Origin of the sequence: Nocardia sp. NPDC005978, assembly GCF_040614455.1 — a bacterium.
GTDB lineage: Bacteria > Actinomycetota > Actinomycetes > Mycobacteriales > Mycobacteriaceae > Nocardia.
Window position 1 is genome coordinate 1 of the sequence record NZ_JBEXUS010000102.1, and the last position, 16,619, is coordinate 16,619.

Genomic DNA, 16,619 nt, shown 5'->3' on the forward strand with positions numbered 1-16,619 from the left:
TCGCGCAGCGCGGCCAACCGCTCCCACGGGTCCTCGTACAGGAACCGCAGCGCCACGTCATAGGTTGCGCCGCCCCAGCATTCGATGGACAGCAGCTCCGGCGTCATGCGCGCCACGTGCCCCGCGACATCGAGCAGGCCGTTGGTGCGCACGCGCGTGGCGAGCAGCGACTGGTGCGCGTCGCGGAACGTCGTGTCGGTGACGGCGAGGGCCTTCTGCTCGCGCAGCGCCCGCGCGAACCCCTCGGGCCCGAGCTCCAGGAGCCGATCGCGCGAACCGGCGGGCGGCGCCACGGTCATGTCCAGGGCGGGCAGCTTGTCGTGCGGGTAGACGGCGGTGGGCCGGGAGCCGTGCGGCTTGTTGACCGTGACGTCGGCCAGGTAGTTCAGGATCTTCGTGCCGCGGTCGGCGGAGCTCTTGAGGGTGAGCAGCTGCGGGCGCTCGTCGATGAACGAGGTGGTGACCCGGCCCGCCCGGAAATCCGGATCGTCCAGCACAGCCAGCAGGAACGGGATGTTGGTCGTCACGCCACGGATGCGGAACTCGGCGACCGCGCGGCGCGAGCGCGCCATCGCGGTCTGGAAATCCCGGCCCCGGCAGGTGAGCTTGACCAGCATGGAGTCGAAGTACGCGCCGACCTCCGCGCCGACGTTGGTGCCGCCGTCCAGGCGCACGCCCGCGCCACCGGGTGAGCGGTAGCCGGTGATGCGGCCGGTGTCCGGCCGGAAGCCGTTGGCGGGATCCTCGGTGGTGATGCGGCACTGCAGCGCCGCGCCCCGGATGACGATCGACTCCTGGCTCAGGCCGAGAGCTTCCAGCGATTCACCGGCGGCGATCCGCATCTGCGACTGCACCAGATCCACATCGGTGATCTCCTCGGTCACCGTGTGCTCCACCTGGATACGCGGATTCATCTCGATGAACACGTGGTTGCCGCGCTCGTCGAGCAGGAACTCCACCGTGCCCGCGCAGCTGTACCCGATCTGCTTCGCGAACGCGACCGCGTCGGCGCAGATCTTGTCCCGCAGTGCGGGATCCAGGTTCGGGGCGGGCGCCATCTCGATCACCTTCTGGTGGCGGCGCTGCAGCGAACAGTCGCGCTCGTAGAGGTGAATGACGTTGCCCTGCTGATCGCCCAGGATCTGCACCTCGATGTGGCGGGGGTTGATGACCGCCTGCTCGAGGAACACCGTGGGATCGCCGAACGCCGACTCCGCCTCGCGCGCAGCGGCTTCGATGGCCTCGCGCAACTGCGCGGGATCCCCGACCCGGCGCATGCCGCGCCCGCCGCCGCCGGCCACGGCCTTGACGAAGACCGGGAACTCCATGGACTCCGACGCCTTCAGGAGCTCGTCCACGTCCGCGGACGGCTTGCTCGAGGCCAGCACGGGCAGTCCGGCGGCCTTGGCCGCGGCGATGGCCGTGGCCTTGTTACCGGTCCATTCGAGAATCTCCGCCGACGGCCCGATGAAGGTGATGCCCTCGCGGGCGCACGCGGCCGCGAGATCCGGATTCTCGGAAAGAAAACCGTAACCCGGGTAGATCGCGTCGGCGCCGGAAGTCTTGGCCGCCTTGATGATCTCCTCGATCGACAGGTACGCGCGCACCGGATGACCCGGCTCGCCGATCTGATAGGCCTCATCGGCCTTCAACCGGTGCACCGAGTTGCGGTCCTCATAGGGGAATACCGCGACGGTGCCGATGCCGAGTTCGTAGGCCGCGCGGAAGGCGCGAATGGCGATCTCGCCGCGGTTGGCGACCAGGACTTTGGAGAACATTCGCCTAAGGTACCTGCCCCGGCAAGCCGAACGAGCATCGAAGTACGGTTCGCAGCAATCTTCACAGTCACATACCGGTCGGTTGCGAATTTGTGTTCATCACCTGGACACATAGCCGATCGTGAGGTCCGCGCGCCGCGGTCCGCCGGATTCGCCGACTTGCTAACCCGAGGCAGTGAACGACCGCCCCGCACCGACCGGCCCCGAGGTGCCGATATGCTCGCGGGGCAATCGGTTCGCCGGGTGCGATCCAGCGATCGCGGCCGGCGTCGAAGCCGAACCTCTCGATCTCGGGCGGCTCGGTGAGAGGGAACCCGGTGAGAATCCGGGACTGTCCCGCAGCGGTATGCAGGAACGACCGCCGTCATGAGCACTGGGAAGCCTCCTGGGAAGCGACGGCCAGTAGGTCGGCCGATTCGGCCGGTGCCCGCGAGTCCGAAGACCTGCCGAATGCGCCGGATACGCCGTATCCGGCGGTCTCCGCCTCGTGGATTGGGTGGACGGACCGGCGGTTCCCGCACGCCGTGTATCGGCGTGCTCTCGGATGCCCGGGTTCGATTCCTACCCGCGGCGGTGGCCAGTGGCTTTCCAACACTGGAGACACACCTGTGACCAGCACTGCACCGTTCACCGCAACGGTTCTCGGGCTACCGCGCATCGGGCCCAAGCGTGAACTCAAGAAGGCCGTCGAGTCCTACTGGGCGGGACGCGTCGACGCCGGCGAGCTGCGGCGCGTCGCGCGCGATCTGCGCACCGCTCAGCTGACCGCCGCGGTCGAGGCCGGGTTGGACTCGGTGCCGGTCGGCACCTTCTCCTACTACGACCAGATGCTCGACACCGCCGTGCTCTTCGGTGCGCTGCCGCCCCGGGTGGCCGGCATCGACGATCCGCTGGACGCGTACTTCGCCGCCGCGCGCGGAAACGCGACCGTCGAACCGCTGGAGATGACCAAGTGGTTCGACACCAACTACCACTACCTGGTTCCGGAGCTGGGCGCCGAGACCGAGTTCTCCCTGCACCCGGACAAGCTGCTGACCGAACTGGCCGAGGCCATCCAGCTCGGGGTGCCCGCGCGCCCGGTGGTCATCGGGCCGCTGACCTTCCTGAAGCTGGCCAAGGACGCCGCGGGTGATCCGCTGGCCCGCGTCGACGCGCTGCTGCCGCACTACGTGGAACTGCTCCGGCAGCTCGCGACCGCGGGCGCGGGCTGGGTGCAACTCGACGAGCCGGTGCTGGTCACCGACCTGAGCGCGGACGAGCTGGCACTGGCCGGGCGCGTCTACAGCGAGCTGTCCGCCGCGGCGGATCGTCCGAAGATCCTGGTGGCGACCTACTTCGGCACCCCGGGCGCGGCACTGCCGGTGCTGGCCTCCACCGGGGTCGAGGGCATCGCCGTGGACTTCGTCGCCGGTACGACCGTCGACGAGGTCGCCGCGGTGACCACCCTCGGAACCAAGGTCCTGGTGGCGGGGGTGGTCGACGGCCGCAACGTGTGGCGGGCGGACCCGGACAAGGCGCTGGGCACCCTGGCCACACTGCTGGGCAGCACCGGCGCGCTGGTGGTCTCGACCTCCAGTTCGCTGCTGCACGTGCCGTATTCGCTGGACGCGGAATCCGATATCGACCCCACGCTGCGGTCGTGGCTGGCTTTCGGCGCGGAGAAGATCGCCGAGGTTCGACTGCTGGCGACGGCGCTCCATGAGGGGACCGCCGTCGTCGCAGCGGATTTGGCGACCGCGCGCGCCGCGCTGGCCTCGCGCGCCGCCGATCCGCGCCTGCGCGACGACACCGTGCGCGCGCGGCTGTCCGCGCTGGGCGAGTCGGCGACCCGCCGCTCCCCCGCGGCCGAGCGCCGGGTGCTGCAGGCCGAGCGGCTGCCGCTGCCGCTGCTGCCGACCACCACGATCGGCTCGTACCCGCAGACCCCGGCGATCCGCAAGGAGCGCGCCGCGCTGGTCAAGGGCGACATCACCCCGGAGCAGTACCGCGAGCGCATGCGCGCGGAGATCGCCGATGTGATCGCGCTGCAGGAGAAGCTGGGCATCGACGTGCTGGTGCACGGTGAGCCCGAGCGCAACGACATGGTGCAGTACTTCGCCGAGCAGCTGCACGGCTTCCACTCCACCGCCAACGCGTGGGTGCAGTCCTACGGCACCCGCTGCGTGCGCCCGCCGATCCTGTTCGGCGACGTCACCCGCACCCGGCCGATGACGGTCGAATGGATCGAGTACGCGCAGTCGCTCACCGACAAGCTGGTCAAGGGCATGCTGACCGGGCCGGTGACGATTCTGGCGTGGTCGTTCGTGCGCGACGATCAGCCGATCGAGGACACCGCGCGGCAGGTCGCGCTGGCGATCCGGGACGAGACGGTAGACCTGCAGGCCGCGGGCATCCGGGTCATCCAGGTGGACGAGCCCGCCCTGCGCGAGCTGCTGCCGCTGCGCGCGGAAGACAAGGCGAACTACCTGGAGTGGGCGGTGTCGGCGTTCCGGCTGTCCACCGCGGGCGTCTCCGACGCCACCCAGATCCACACGCACCTGTGCTACTCCGAGTTCGGCGAGGTCATCGGGGCGATCGCCGAGTTGGATGCGGACGTGACCTCGATCGAGGCGGCGCGCTCGCACATGGAGGTGCTGGACGACCTCAACGCGGCGGGCTTCGCGCTCGGCGTCGGGCCGGGCGTGTACGACATCCACTCCCCCCGCGTCCCGAGCGTCGAGGAGATCACCACCTCGCTGCGCGAGGCGCTGGAAGCCGTTCCGGCCGAACGGCTCTGGGTGAACCCGGACTGCGGCCTGAAGACCCGCGGACCGGCCGAGGTGGAGGAGTCGCTGCGCAACATGGTCGCGGCGGCACAGGCGGTGCGCTAGCCCCGGCCGGTAGGAGCCGACCGGAGCCGGTTCGGTGATCGCCGGCGGACCGCCCGCCGGAAGGCCGATCGGGTGGGTCGCACGGGACCCGTGCGCTGGTCCCGGCCGGTACGCGCGGGCCGGAGCCGGTCCGGTGATCGCCGGCGGACCAGCCGCCGCACTGCCGATCGGGCGGGTCGCACGGGACCCGTCCGGCAGGCGCGGCCGCTCGGCCGCCGAGTGAACGGGAAAGGCCCGCAGTCTCGACTGCGGGCCTTTCGCGTTTCGATATTCATCTGTGCCGCAGTATGTTTCACGGCTCGACAGCCGGCGCCGCACGGGCAGCTTGCATCCGAACGCGCCACGCGAACCCGGCACGAGGGGTTGTTTATGACTGACCGGTCATTCATAATCGGAGCATGCCGAAGATCGTCGACAAGGCCGCACGACGGGAACAGATCCTCGATGCCGCAGCGAAGGTGTTCGCCCGCAAGGGTTTCGCCGCTTCGCGTATCGAGGACGTGGCGGCCGCGGCCGGTATCGCCAAGGGCAGCGTGTACCTGTATTTCGGCAGTCGAGACGAACTCCTGACCGGCGTATTCGACAGTTACGCCGCCCGTTCCGCGGAGACCCTCGCGGATCTGGGCGACGGCGGCGCGCTGGATCAGCTGGAGCGCCTGGTGCGCGGCACCGTCGAGCTGCTGGCCGCCCACCCGGATCACGCCCGGGTGCTGCTGGACGTGTGGGCCGCCAACCCGCCCCTGGACATGACGGCCGTGTACCGCGACTACCGCGCGGTGATCGCCGAATTGCTCACGCGCGCACGGGCGGAAGGCTCCCTGCGCGCCGGGATCGATTCGGCGCACGCGGCCGTGATCGTCGGCGCGATCGAGGGCTGCCTCATTCAGACCCTGCTCGACCCCGAACTCGACCTGAACGATCTGGCCACCCCGCTGGTCCAGCTCTGCGTGGAAGGAATACGCGGATGACCATCACCGACCACCTCATCGCCCCCGGCGCCACCCGGGGTGAGACCGGCCTCGCCCTGGGAACCGCATTCCTCGGCGCGGCAGCGGCTTTCGCGCTCGCGGTGCACGCCGGGTACACGGCGCTCACCATCGCGGTGATCACCTTCGTCGCCTTCGACATGTTCGGCGGCGCGGTCGTGAACGCCACCACCTCCGCAAAACACCACTTCCACCGCGACTCCCGCACCACGCGCCACCACCTGGGCTTCGTGGCCATCCACGTCCAGCCCTTCCTGCTGGCCTGGGCCACCCCCGGCTTCACCTGGGCCACCGCGGCCGCCATCTACGCCACGGCCCTGTGCTGCGCCCTCCTGATCACCTCCTCGCCCCCGAACCTGCGCCGCCCCAGCGCATTCGCCGTCACGACCTTCGCTCTGGTCTGCGTGACCGCCCTGCTCACGGTCCCGCAGGCGCTGGCCTGGTTCGCCCCGGTCCTGCTGATCAAACTGCTACTGGCGCATCTGCTCCCGGTGGACCCGCATCCGCTCCCCGGGTCGCCGGCCCCGGCCGCCGCCTAGGCTCGGGCCATGACCGAGCCCCTGCGCTACCGACTCGTCACCGGCCCCGACGACGCGACCTTCTGCGAGCGCGTCAGCGCTCTCCTCGCCGAGGGCTATCACCTGCACGGATCGCCCGCGATCACCTTCGACGGCGCCCGCGTGATCGCCGCCCAGGCCGTGGTTCTCCCCGGGGAATGATCGCCGCGAATCAGCCGCGGGGCAGTCGATGGTGTTCGAGACCCGCGCCGATCCGGCCCGCCGTGTCCGCGAGTTCGGTGAGATAGCGACGGCGCTCGGCGCGGGTCACCGCCACGCGCAGCGGCCCGATCTGGAGCTCCATGACGGCGCGGCCGGCGGCGTCGAAGACCGGGGCGCTGATGTAGCTCACCGGCAGGGGGATGTCGCGGTCGAGGGTGGGCTGGTCGTAGGCGCTGCCGATGATGGTGGCCAGCTGTGCCAGGACACGGCCGCGCAGTTCACTGCTGGTGGGGATTTCGGCGAGGTGGTCGACCACCTCGGTGAGGACCCGGACCGCGGGCATGCTGTCCGCCTCCAGCCGCCAGGCGCAGTGCCCGCTCTCGCGCACCGTGTCCAGCACGGCCAGGAACTCCTCGCGGCGTTCGGGCCCGCGGGTGCCGAGCCAATCCCGCTGTCGCACACCACTGGCGTGCGCGATGATGCCCGCGCCCGCGGGGGCCAGCAGCGGAATCCGGGCCCCGGATTCGATGCCGACCGTCACCCGGTCCCGGGTGACCGCCAGGAATTCCAGGTACTCGCCGTCGAGGGCCGTCAGCGCCGCGCCGCAGTCGATGCGCTCGGCCAGCCGTTCCAGTTCGGCGTTCAGCCACGCGCGATCCCGGCGCGAATCGGCCGCGCGCAACCCGAGCGCGGCCAGCGCCGGGCCCAGCTCGTACCCGAGGTCGGGCCGCCGCCGCGCCCAGCCGCGTTCGACCAGCGCGGCCAGAATCGCCCCGGCCGTGGAACGATTCAGCTCCAGCCGGTCCGCGATCTCGGCGGAGGTCAGCGGCCCGTGCCGGGCGGCGAGCAGTTCCACGATCGAGATCACGCGCTGGGTGGGTGGGGAGCTGTCGGCCGTCTTGCCAGCGGGCACGCGGGTCTCCTAGTCGTCGGCGAACTTCAGGTCACTCCGCTGCTGGGGTGATGCCGGTCGGTTTTCGACGCCCGGTTCGGCCACGGCGAACGTACGCCCCGCGTACGATGAGTGCCCAGTGAGCATGGTGCCCAAACACCGAATTCGCATGCTACGCAGCCGCGCTGGGGACGGGAAACCGCTCGCAGGAATAAGAAGTAATAGGCAGTCCGGCCAATACTGCGATGTTTGCGAAGCAGGATCGGTACGATCCTGCACTGTGCGCAAGATGTATGCGGGTGCTCGACTACGGCGGTTGCGCGAGGAACGGCGGATGACCCAGGCGGCCTTGGCCAAATCCCTGGATCTGTCCCCCAGCTACCTCAACCAGCTCGAGCGTGACCAGCGGCCCCTCACCATTCCGGTGCTCCTGAAGCTGAACTCGACGTTCGATCTGGATGTTCAGTTCTTCGCCGCCGACTCCGACGCTCGCCTCGTCTCGGATCTACACGAGATCCTGGTCGAGGCCGCGGGCGGCAACGCGGCCCCCGTGGCCGAGGTGGAGGATCTCGCCACCCGCATGCCCGAGGTCGCGAAAATCGTTGTGGCCATGCATCGCCGACTACGCGCGGCCACCGATCAACTCGACCTCCTCTCCGCCAAGGTCGCCACCCCGGCCGGCGCGCCGGGCGTGCCGATGCCGTACGAGGACGTGCGCGACTTCTTCTACGACCATCACAACCACATAGCCCAGCTCGACCTGGCCGCCGAGCGCCTGTTCGAGGACTGCGGACTCACCATCGGCTCGCTGGACCGCCAGCTCGCCCGGGTGGCCGAGGAACGCGCGGGCGTCACCGTGCTGGTGCGCGGCGACGGCGCGGACCCGAATGTGCCCAAACGCCACTACGATCCGGAAACCCGGACCCTGACCCTGGCTCGAAGACTCCGGCCCGGACAGCGCGCCTTCCAGATCGCCACCACCCTGGCGTTCCTGCTGCACGGCAATCTGCTGGACGAGGTGCTCGACGAAACCCCCACCCTCACCGGCGAATCGCGCACCCTGGCCCGGGTGGGCCTGGCCAACTACTTCGCCGGCGCGCTGGTGCTGCCCTACAGCAAGTTCCTGCGCTCGGCCGAGGAATTACGGTACGACATCGACCTGCTGAGCCTACGTTTCGAAGTCGGCTTCGAAACCGTGTGCCACCGCCTGAGCACGCTGCAGCGCCAGGGCCAGCGCGGGGTGCCGTTCTTCCTGATCCGCGCGGATCGCGCGGGCAACATCTCCAAACGCCAGTCCGCCACCGCCTTTCACTTCTCCCGCGTCGGGGGCAGCTGCCCGCTCTGGGTGGTGCACGACGCCTTCGCCCATCCGGGCCGCATGCTCACCCAGATCGCGGTCATGCCGGACGGCCGCCGCTATCTCTGGATAGCGCGGACCACCACTCCCACCCCGACCGGATTCGGTTCCGCCGGAAAAGATTTCGTCATCGGCCTGGGCTGTGACATCGAATACGCCGACCGGCTGTCCTATTCGACGGGCCTGCCGCTGGAGGACCCGGCCGCCGCCACCCCCATCGGCGCGGGCTGCAAGGTCTGCGAGCGCGCCCAGTGCACCCAGCGCGCCTTCCCGCAGATCGGCCGCCCGCTGGCGATCACCGAGAACACCAGCACCGATCTCCCGTACCCGCGAATACCGCGCTGACCACCGCACGTTGCCGCATCGGCGGCGGGCATCCGCCGTCCCGTGGAACACACTCGGGCACAAGAGATCACATCGCGACCGAACGATTCGACAGCGGTCGTGCGATCGGCGCCGCGCGCCGGCTCGCGGCCGCCCACCGCTCGCAAACGCCCGATCGCGGCCGCGGGGGACACGCACGCGAGCGCGAACCCGGCCGAGTGCGCCGAACGCTCACCGGGCGTTCAGGACTTGGCCAGGTACTCCAGCCGCTCACCGTCGACCGCGGCGCGCATCATTCTCGCCAGCCCCTGATGCTCGGTCAGTCCCGGATCGGACGCCACCACCTCGCGCGCCAACTGCTGTGCGGCGGTGATGACTTCGAGGTCGTCCAGCAGCGAGAGCAGGCGCAGGCTGCGGGCGGTGCCGGACTGCGCCGAACCGAGCACGTCGCCCTCGCGGCGCTGGCGCAGATCCAGGACCGCCAGTTCGAAACCGTCGGTGGTGGCGGCTACCGCCTCCAGGCGCGCCATGGCGGTGCCGACCGGATTGGTCTCGGTGATGAGCAGGCACAGTCCCGCGTGTTTGCCCCGGCCCACGCGCCCGCGCAGCTGATGCAGCTGGCTGACGCCGAACCGGTCGGCATCCAGAATCGCCATCACCGTGGCGTTGGGCACGTCCACGCCGACCTCGACGACCGTGGTGCACACCAGCACGTCGATCTCGGCGTCGTTGAAGGCCCGCATGACCCGGTCCTTCTCGTCGGTGGGCAGCCGGCCGTGCAGCAGCCCGACCCGCAGATCCGCCAGCGCCCCGGTCCGCAGCATCTCGTAGATGTCCACGGCCGAATGCGTTGTCGGCCCCTCCTTCTCCGGTTCGTCCTTGGCCTTGCGCGCCTTGGTCTTTCCGCCCGTGGCGTCCTTCTCCTCTTCGTCGCCGATGCGCGAGCACACCACGTATGCCTGCCGGCCGGCGCCCACTTCCTCGTGGATCCGCTCCCACGCCCGGTCCACCCAGGCCGGTTTCATCTTGGCGGGCACCACCTTCGAGGTGATGGGTGAGCGCCCGCGCGGCAGCTGGGTGAGGGTGGAGGTCTCCAGGTCGCCGAGGGTGGTCATGGCGATGGTGCGCGGGATCGGGGTCGCGGTCATCACCAGCAGGTGCGGGCTGATGCCGTTCTTGGCCTTGGCGCGCAACGCGTCCCGCTGTTCGACGCCGAAGCGGTGCTGTTCGTCGACCACCACCATGCCCAGATCGAAGAACTCCACCGACTCCTGGATGAGCGCGTGCGTGCCGATGAGGATGCCCGCGTCGCCGGTGACCGCGTCCAGCAGCGCCGCGCGCTTCTGCGCGACGGACATGGAACCGGTGACCAGCACCAGCTTGGTGGCGTTGTCCTCGGCGCCGAGTTCCCCGGCGTTGCCGAGATCACCGAGCATGTTCTTCAGCGAGCGATAGTGCTGTGCGGCAAGGACTTCGGTCGGCGCGAGCAGCGCGCACTGCTGACCGTTGTCCACCACCTGCAGCATCGCCTCCAGCGCGACGATCGTCTTGCCCGAGCCGACCTCGCCCTGCAGCAGCCGGTGCATGGGGTGGGTGCGGGACAGATCCGCGGAGATCTCCTCGATGACCGTGCGCTGTCCCTCGGTCAGTTCGAAGGGCAGGCGCTTGTCGAACGCGGCGGCGATGCCGTCGGTGCGCGGCGGGCTGGGTTTGGCGGCGCGCCCCTCGGTCCGGTGCCGCCGTTCAGCCAGCACCAGTTGCAGGGCCAGGGCCTCGTCGAAGCGCAGTCGCCCCCGGGCCTGTTCGATATCGGTCTTGCTCTCGGGCAGATGAATGAGCCGCAGCGCCTCGGACACCCCGAGCAGCCCGTGTTCGTCGCGCAGCTCCTGCGGCAGCGGATCCTCGATGGGATCGAGCTGATCGAGCACCTGCCGCACGCAGCGCAGCAGATCCCAGCTCTGCACCTTGGCGGTGGCCGGGTACACCGGGATGAACTCGCGCTCGAAGAACGAGACGTCCACCCCGCCCGCGCCCTTCGCGCTCTGCGCGAGTCCGCGCAGCGCGCCGCCGCCGCGCACGCTGGTCAGACTCTCCAGGGAGCCGTCGCCCTTGTCGGGCAGGATCAGGTAGTCCGGGTGCGAGAGGTTCCAGCGATCGGGACGCCACCAGTGCACGGTGCCCGACATCATGGCGCGCACCCCCTCCTTCACCAGGTAGCGCACCTTGTCGCCGTTGAAGAAGGTCACCTCGATCGGGCGGGCCGAACCGGTGTCCAGGTTCACCTTGAGCAGGCTGCCGCGCCGGTTCTTCATCGGGCGCAGTTCGGTTTTGGTCACCCGGCCCATGACGGTGATGTGCTGCCCCTCCTCGGGGGCCTCCTCGGTGAGGGGCTGACCCTGGGTGGCGTAGCGCAGCGGGTAGTGCCGCAGCAGATCCTCGACGGTGTGCATGTCGAAGGATTCGAGCAGCGGTTCGGCGGCCTTGACCCCGAGCACGTGGTCGAGCCGATCACCCAGTGTCGCCATCTATTCCACCCCGATCTGCACCAGATCCCGGGCTTGCCCGCCGGGATAGACCACCACCTCGACGCCCGGGAAGGACCCGGCGATGTGCTCGGTCAATTCTTCGGAAAGTCCTTGCGGCGCATCGGCTCCCATGAGCATGGTGACCAATTCCCCACCGAGACCGAGCATTCGGTCCAGCAGGATGCGACCGGTGGCGCGCACGTCGCGATCGATCACCACCACGTCGTGGCCGACCAGCCCGAGGCCGTCGCCCGCCTCGCAGGTGCCGACCATGGTGAGTGCGCGCTGCGGCGCGATTCGCACAGCACCCCAACGGGTTCCGGCCGCTGCCTCGGACATGGCGAACGCGTCGTCGACCGCCTTGCGGCCGCTGTCGTGCATGGACAGCGCCGCCAGGCCCTGCACCATGGAACCGCTGGGCAGCATGAGCACCTCGCGCACCCCGTCTCGCGCGGCCACGCTCACCGCCACCAGTTCGGGCGCGGGCAGCGCGCCGTTGGGCAGCACCAGCACCTCCCGATGCGGCAGTTTGCGGATCGCGGCGAGCAGCGCGGCCACGGTCACCTCGCCCTCGAGCACCTCCGCGCCCGCCTGCTCGAACAGGCGCACCGTGCCCGCGCCGGAGGCCACCACCAGAATCGCGCGATCCACCGGACCGGTCCGCGCGTGCGCGGAGGTCTCGAGCGTCTCGACACGGATCCCACTGAGCCGCCCGGCTTCCAGGCCCGCCTCCACGGCCGCGCCCGCGTCGGCGCAGTGCACGTGCGCGGACCACATATCGTCGCCGCCGCCCACCACGACGACCGAATCGCCCAGTTCCCCGAGCCGGTCCCGCAATACCCGGATGCGTTCGGCGTCGGAATCGCGCAGCAGATACATGACTTCGTACTGGGGAGCGAGGCCGAGCGAGCCGGCCCACCCCGGGGCAGCTCCGGCCGCGACGCTTCCGGCGATGCCCGCGTCACCGCCCGGCGACGATTCCACCGCGGCGGCCCCGGCCGTGTCGCGTACGTACCGCGGGCGAGCCGTGGCCTGCCCGCCGCTCACGGCGACGAGTTCGTCCAGCAGCACCAGCAGCCCGCGCGCTCCGGCATCGACCACCCCGGCCTGGCGCAGCACACCCAATTGCGCCGGCGTCTCGCCCAGCGCCTCGGCCGCACCGTCCGCCGCAGCCAGCGCCACCGCCGCCAGACTCGGCTGCGGGCACTGCTGCGCACATTCGGCCGCCCGATCGAGCACGGTGAGCATCGTGCCCTCGACCGGCGAGCTCAGCGCCTCCCGCACCAGGAACGCGCCCCGGCGCAGCGCGACCCGCAGACTCATCGCGGTGAGCGGACCCTCGCGCACCGCGTCGGCCACCCCGCGCAGCACCTGCGACAGGATGATCCCGGAGTTCCCGCGCGCTCCGATGGTCGCCGCGCGAGCCATCGCACCGGCCACCTCCCACGCCGCCGGCGCGGTGTGCCCGCCGGTCGCCCGGACATCCGCGATGTCACCGATGCCGAGCCGGTCGGCAGTGCCGGGCATGGTGGCCGCGCCGGGGCCGTCCGCGCGCTCACCCGCGATCACGCTCCGCGCGAGTTCGGGCGGGGCGAGTTCGTTCGCCGCGCGCACCGCTGCGCGCATCGTGCTGAACAGATTGGTGCCGGTATCGGAATCCGGGACCGGGAACACATTCAGGGCGTTGATCTCGTCGCGATGGCGTTCCAGACTGTCCAGGCAGCGCCGGCCCCACAGCAGCAGCGCAGATCCGTCGAGCGCGTCCCCTACCCCGGGCACCGGCACCGTCCTTCCACCACACGTCGTGTCCATGTCCACCCCGGCAGCCAGCCTAGTCCGCGATGCCGACACCCGGCGCTCACCTGCCGTTCGTCTGTGTTCCCACGGGCGCACGCGGGGGGCAATTGGACACGCCGGGCGAGGGGACGTTAGTCTTGTGCGGTTGCCCGACGCGGGCACTGAACCTCTCAGGTCTCAGAAACGCGTTCGCCAGCGGATCGCTGGCAGGCACGTACCAAGACATTAGATTCCGGACACGCTATCGCAGTGGGTCCTCACATGACATGAAGGAGCTCGCGACTATGGCTGCCGTCTGCGACGTTTGCGCCAAGGGCCCCGGCTTCGGTAAGTCGGTTTCGCACTCGCACCGGCGCACCAACCGTCGCTGGAACCCGAACATTCAGACCGTGCGCGCCCTGGCTGCCCCCGGCAACACCAAGCGCATGAACGTGTGCACCTCCTGCCTCAAGGCGGGCAAGGTCGTCCGCGGCTGATTTCCAGCTTTCGAGAACCCCGATCATTCGAGCCTTCGGATGATCGGGGTTTTTGTTGTCCCCGGCATCGAGCGCCCGCGCCACCCGCGACGATCGCTCCCGGCCCGATGAAAGCCGCCCGATGAACGAATGGCGCGTTGTACCGCTCGGCCCCGAGCACGTCGACAGCCTGGCCGAATGCCATATCGCGTGCTGGCGCGAGGCGTACCGGGAACTCGTGCCCGCGCACGTGCTGGCCGCCTTCGACGTGCGGCGCGGGGCGGCGCGATGGGAGCGAACCCGCGCCGCGGGCATCCTCCGGATCATGGTCGCGGTGCACACCGATCCCGTGCACGGGGATACCGTCATCGGTTTCGCGAGCACCGGCCCCGCTAGAGACGAGTCACCGGTCGCCGCACACGAACTGAGCGCCATGTACGTGCGTGCCCGGTGGTACGGGACCGGTGTGTCCCACGATCTGATGCGCGCGGTGCTGGCCGAGGACGCCGATACCTACCTCTGGGTGTTCGAGGAGAATCCGCGCGCCCTGGCCTTCTACCGCACCTGCGGTTTCCGGCTCGACGGCGAACGCCGGGTCGAAGCCTTCACTCCCGCAATCGAAGTACGCATGGTGCGCCGCGCGAGCCGATGAGGCTCTAGTTGTGACCCGTGAAGCAGTCCAGCTGCTGGCTCAGCGACTGGAAGATGCACGCCACCCGCGAGGTCACGCCCGAGGAGGCGGTCGTCGCGCTGTTGGTGTCGAACAGGCTGGCCACCGGCGTGGTGTTGGTGGTGGTCGTGGCCGCCGGAGCCGCGGGCTCCAGGGTCAGCGGCGCGGCATTGGCCGCCGCCGGGACGGCGAGGGCCGCACCCGCGACGAGCGTGACGAAAACACCACGGGCGGTCTTGTTCTGCATACGCAAGCTCCTATTGCTATCGAATCCCCGCCGAATCAATGGACCCGGCGAATGCCGTTACGGCAGTCGCCAGTCCACCGGCGCGGCACCCAATGTACCGAGCAATTCGTTGGCGCGGGAGAAGGGACGAGATCCGAAGAATCCGCGCGAAGCGGACAACGGTGAGGGATGGGCGGATTCGAGATACGGGGTGCCGCCCAGCATCGGCTTGAGGGTGGAGGCGTCCCGGCCCCACAGAATCGCCACCAGCGGCTGATCGCGGGCGACGAGCGCACGAATCGCCTGCTCGGTCACCTTCTCCCAGCCCTTACCGCGATGCGAGGCCGCCTGGCCCGGCTGCACGGTGAGCACTCGGTTCAGCATGAGGACGCCCTGATCCGACCACGGCGACAGATCGCCGTTGGACGGGGTGGGGAGATCGAGATCCTTGGTGTACTCGGAGAAAATATTGCTCAAACTCCGCGGCACCGGCGAAACATCCGGCGCCACAGAGAAACTCAGGCCCATGGCATGGCCCGGGGTCGGATAGGGATCCTGGCCGACGATGAGCACCCGCACCTTGTCGAAAGGCCGCTGGAACGCGCGCAGCACATCGTCCCCCTTGGGGAGATAGCCACGCCCCTCGGCGTTTTCGGTGCGAAGGAATTCGCCCATCGCGGCGATGTTGTCGGCCACCGGTTCGAGGGCCTCCGCCCAACCCGAATCCACGACTTCCGAAAGTGGTTTGTTGCCCATGTCGGGAGAACATATCGTGCCCGGAATCCCGGCGGAATGGCACCCGGCTATGTGAAGGATTCCCAACCGGTGGGTCCGGTTCGCACCGCGCCGTCCACCGTCACGCCCGCCCCGGCGAGCACCCGCCCGACGACCAGCCAGCCGGGCGGCACCGCGGCGGCATCGGCGAACGTCGCGGCGAACGCGTGGTCCTCCCCACCAGCGAGAATCCACTCCAGCGCGTCCCCGCCGAGCGTTTTCGCGATGATGTCGAGCGCCGGATCGCCCAGCGACGCGGAGTCGAGATCGATGGCGACGCCCGAGGATTGGGCGATGTGGCCGAGATCGGCGAGCAGTCCGTCCGACACATCGGTCATGGCGGTGATGCCCGCATCGCCCGGCAGTCCGAGCACGGCGTCGTACGGCGGCTGCGGAACCCTGTGCACGGCAACGGCATCGGCGAGCAGACCGGCGTCGGCTGCGGCCGGATCCACCGATTCGGGGTGCCCTCCGGCCGACAGCACCGCCAGTCCCGCACCGGACCAGCCGAGCAGCCCGGCCACGGCGACCACATTCCCCGGCCGCGCGCCCGAACGCAGAATCGGTTCCCGCGCAACGGGATCCCCGAACGCGGTCACCGAGATCACCAGCAGCGGGCTGCGCACGAAATCGCCACCCGCGATGGAGGCGCCCGCGCGCGCGGCCTCGGCCCACATGCCGTCGGCCAGTTCGGTGATGAAGTCGACCGGGGTGTCCGACGGACAGCCCAGCGACACCACGAACGCGCTCGGGGCCGCGCCCATGGCCACCACGTCGGCCGCGTTCTGCGCGATGGCCTTGCGCCCGATGTCCCGCGGCCCGGACCAGTCCAGCCGGAAGTGCCGGTCCTGCACCAGCATGTCGGTGGTCACCACGTAGCGCCCGGCGGGCGCGGCCAGCACCGCCGCGTCGTCCCCCGGACCGAGCAGCACACCCGGGGCCTGCACGCGCCCGGCGTTGATCGCCTCGATCAGCGCGAACTCCCCGGCGTCGCGCACCGTGCGCGGATCACGGCCGGTCGCCGAGGTCTCCGCGCCCGGAGCGGACGGCCGCGCGTCGCCGGCGCCCGCGGGCGAATTGCTGCTGGTGGTGATGGGGGTCTCCTCGCGGGTGAGTGGCTGCGGGCGGCGGACGCATCGACGGTACCCTCGGACACGCAATCGACGACCACCAGCCGGGACGCGCTGTGCCCGGCACGGCACGATCGGGGACCGACGACCGGATGAGCAACGACACCAGCGGCACG

14 protein-coding genes and 1 riboswitch are annotated in these 16,619 nt (G+C 69.9%); of the genes, 7 read left to right on the plus strand and 7 right to left on the minus strand.

Annotation, left to right across the window (positions count from 1 at the left end):
- Positions 1–1,778 (minus strand): pyruvate carboxylase (locus tag ABZ319_RS32070; RefSeq protein WP_354990279.1); only part of this gene is annotated, 1,778 nt, incomplete at its 3' end.
- Between the two features lie 268 nt (positions 1,779–2,046).
- A riboswitch (cobalamin riboswitch) is annotated at positions 2,047–2,244 on the plus strand.
- A gap of 142 nt (positions 2,245–2,386) precedes the next feature.
- On the opposite strand from ABZ319_RS32070, the gene metE reads away from it, so the two are divergent.
- The 4 genes from metE to ABZ319_RS32090 all read left to right on the plus strand — a co-directional run bounded on the left by metE (position 2,387) and on the right by ABZ319_RS32090 (position 6,353).
- Positions 2,387–4,648, plus strand: coding sequence for a 5-methyltetrahydropteroyltriglutamate--homocysteine S-methyltransferase (gene metE, locus ABZ319_RS32075; protein ID WP_354990280.1), 2,262 nt, complete (start codon positions 2,387–2,389; stop codon positions 4,646–4,648).
- A gap of 398 nt (positions 4,649–5,046) precedes the next feature.
- Positions 5,047–5,616, plus strand: a complete 570-nt coding sequence (locus ABZ319_RS32080; protein ID WP_354990281.1) for a TetR/AcrR family transcriptional regulator — start codon at positions 5,047–5,049, stop codon at positions 5,614–5,616.
- Positions 5,613–6,173, plus strand: coding sequence for a hypothetical protein (locus tag ABZ319_RS32085; RefSeq protein ID WP_354990282.1), 561 nt, complete (start codon positions 5,613–5,615; stop codon positions 6,171–6,173). Before ABZ319_RS32080 ends, ABZ319_RS32085 begins: the two co-directional genes overlap by 4 nt.
- 9 nt (positions 6,174–6,182) lie before the next feature.
- Complete coding sequence (locus ABZ319_RS32090) at positions 6,183–6,353, plus strand: DUF1737 domain-containing protein (RefSeq protein WP_354990283.1); 171 nt, start codon at positions 6,183–6,185, stop codon at positions 6,351–6,353.
- Between the two features lie 10 nt (positions 6,354–6,363).
- On the opposite strand, the gene ABZ319_RS32095 is transcribed toward ABZ319_RS32090, so the two are convergent.
- Positions 6,364–7,266, minus strand: coding sequence for a helix-turn-helix domain-containing protein (locus tag ABZ319_RS32095; protein ID WP_354990284.1), 903 nt, complete (start codon positions 7,264–7,266; stop codon positions 6,364–6,366).
- A gap of 259 nt (positions 7,267–7,525) precedes the next feature.
- Between ABZ319_RS32095 and ABZ319_RS32100 the strand changes: the two genes are divergently transcribed.
- Positions 7,526–8,947: a short-chain fatty acyl-CoA regulator family protein gene (locus ABZ319_RS32100; RefSeq protein WP_354990285.1), complete on the plus strand. Its 1,422-nt coding sequence runs from the start codon at positions 7,526–7,528 to the stop codon at positions 8,945–8,947.
- 221 nt (positions 8,948–9,168) lie between these two features.
- Here ABZ319_RS32100 and recG read toward each other — a convergent pair whose 3' ends face one another.
- Together recG and ABZ319_RS32110 are read right to left on the minus strand one after the other, a co-directional pair.
- A complete protein-coding gene (gene recG, locus ABZ319_RS32105; protein WP_354990286.1) occupies positions 9,169–11,451 on the minus strand; it encodes an ATP-dependent DNA helicase RecG in 2,283 nt (760 codons plus the stop codon).
- Complete coding sequence (locus ABZ319_RS32110) at positions 11,452–13,230, minus strand: DAK2 domain-containing protein (RefSeq protein WP_354990287.1); 1,779 nt, start codon at positions 13,228–13,230, stop codon at positions 11,452–11,454.
- A gap of 302 nt (positions 13,231–13,532) precedes the next feature.
- On the opposite strand from ABZ319_RS32110, the gene rpmB reads away from it, so the two are divergent.
- Positions 13,533–13,724, plus strand: coding sequence for a 50S ribosomal protein L28 (rpmB, locus tag ABZ319_RS32115; protein WP_354990288.1), 192 nt, complete (start codon positions 13,533–13,535; stop codon positions 13,722–13,724).
- A gap of 121 nt (positions 13,725–13,845) precedes the next feature.
- Positions 13,846–14,355: a GNAT family N-acetyltransferase gene (locus ABZ319_RS32120; RefSeq protein WP_354990289.1), complete on the plus strand. Its 510-nt coding sequence runs from the start codon at positions 13,846–13,848 to the stop codon at positions 14,353–14,355.
- 4 nt (positions 14,356–14,359) lie between these two features.
- Here the strand turns inward: ABZ319_RS32120 and ABZ319_RS32125 are convergent, their stop codons facing one another.
- From ABZ319_RS32125 to ABZ319_RS32135, 3 genes are read right to left on the minus strand one after another with little or no spacing between them, the layout of a single operon-like run.
- Positions 14,360–14,620, minus strand: a complete 261-nt coding sequence (locus ABZ319_RS32125) for a hypothetical protein (RefSeq protein WP_354990290.1) — start codon at positions 14,618–14,620, stop codon at positions 14,360–14,362.
- Between the two features lie 57 nt (positions 14,621–14,677).
- Positions 14,678–15,355 (minus strand): uracil-DNA glycosylase, encoded by a 678-nt coding sequence (locus ABZ319_RS32130; RefSeq protein ID WP_354990291.1) that lies wholly within the window; start codon positions 15,353–15,355, stop codon positions 14,678–14,680.
- A 47-nt stretch (positions 15,356–15,402) separates the two neighbouring features.
- Positions 15,403–16,533 (minus strand): thiamine-phosphate kinase, encoded by a 1,131-nt coding sequence (locus ABZ319_RS32135; RefSeq protein ID WP_354990292.1) that lies wholly within the window; start codon positions 16,531–16,533, stop codon positions 15,403–15,405.
- Between the last annotated feature and the right edge of the window lie 86 nt (positions 16,534–16,619).